The following is a 250-nucleotide window of genomic DNA, read 5'->3' as shown; positions in this document are numbered from 1 at the left end:
ATTAAGGAAAAACCCGGTCGCACCAACCCAGTTAAATTCAGGTAATGGATCATATAGAGCCACATCCCAATCAAAGTTATCGAACTCTTCATCGAGCTGATCGTAAGCGGCTGTCATCCCATCAAGGACGATCAATCCGCAGGCTTGAGAGTCAGTCAGCTGATGCGCCAATTCATAATGGGTATACATGGGATTGACATTGACCAATACCGCGCCTGCCCGTAGACAACCGAGCAATGCCACCGCGTAC

Annotated in this window: 1 protein-coding gene; it reads right to left on the bottom strand. The window is 48.8% G+C overall.

What is annotated here, in order from left to right; translation table 11 throughout:
- Positions 1-250: AMP-binding protein (locus AAEY83_RS17365; protein ID WP_351061171.1), on the bottom strand; the 250-nt coding region annotated here is incomplete at both ends.

The sequence above is a fragment of the Psychrobacter sp. TB20-MNA-CIBAN-0197 genome (assembly GCF_040309765.1).
Classification (GTDB): domain Bacteria; phylum Pseudomonadota; class Gammaproteobacteria; order Pseudomonadales; family Moraxellaceae; genus Psychrobacter; species Psychrobacter submarinus.
The sequence above is the reverse complement of the archived record's forward strand: the minus strand, read 5'-3'. Positions and strand labels throughout refer to the sequence as shown.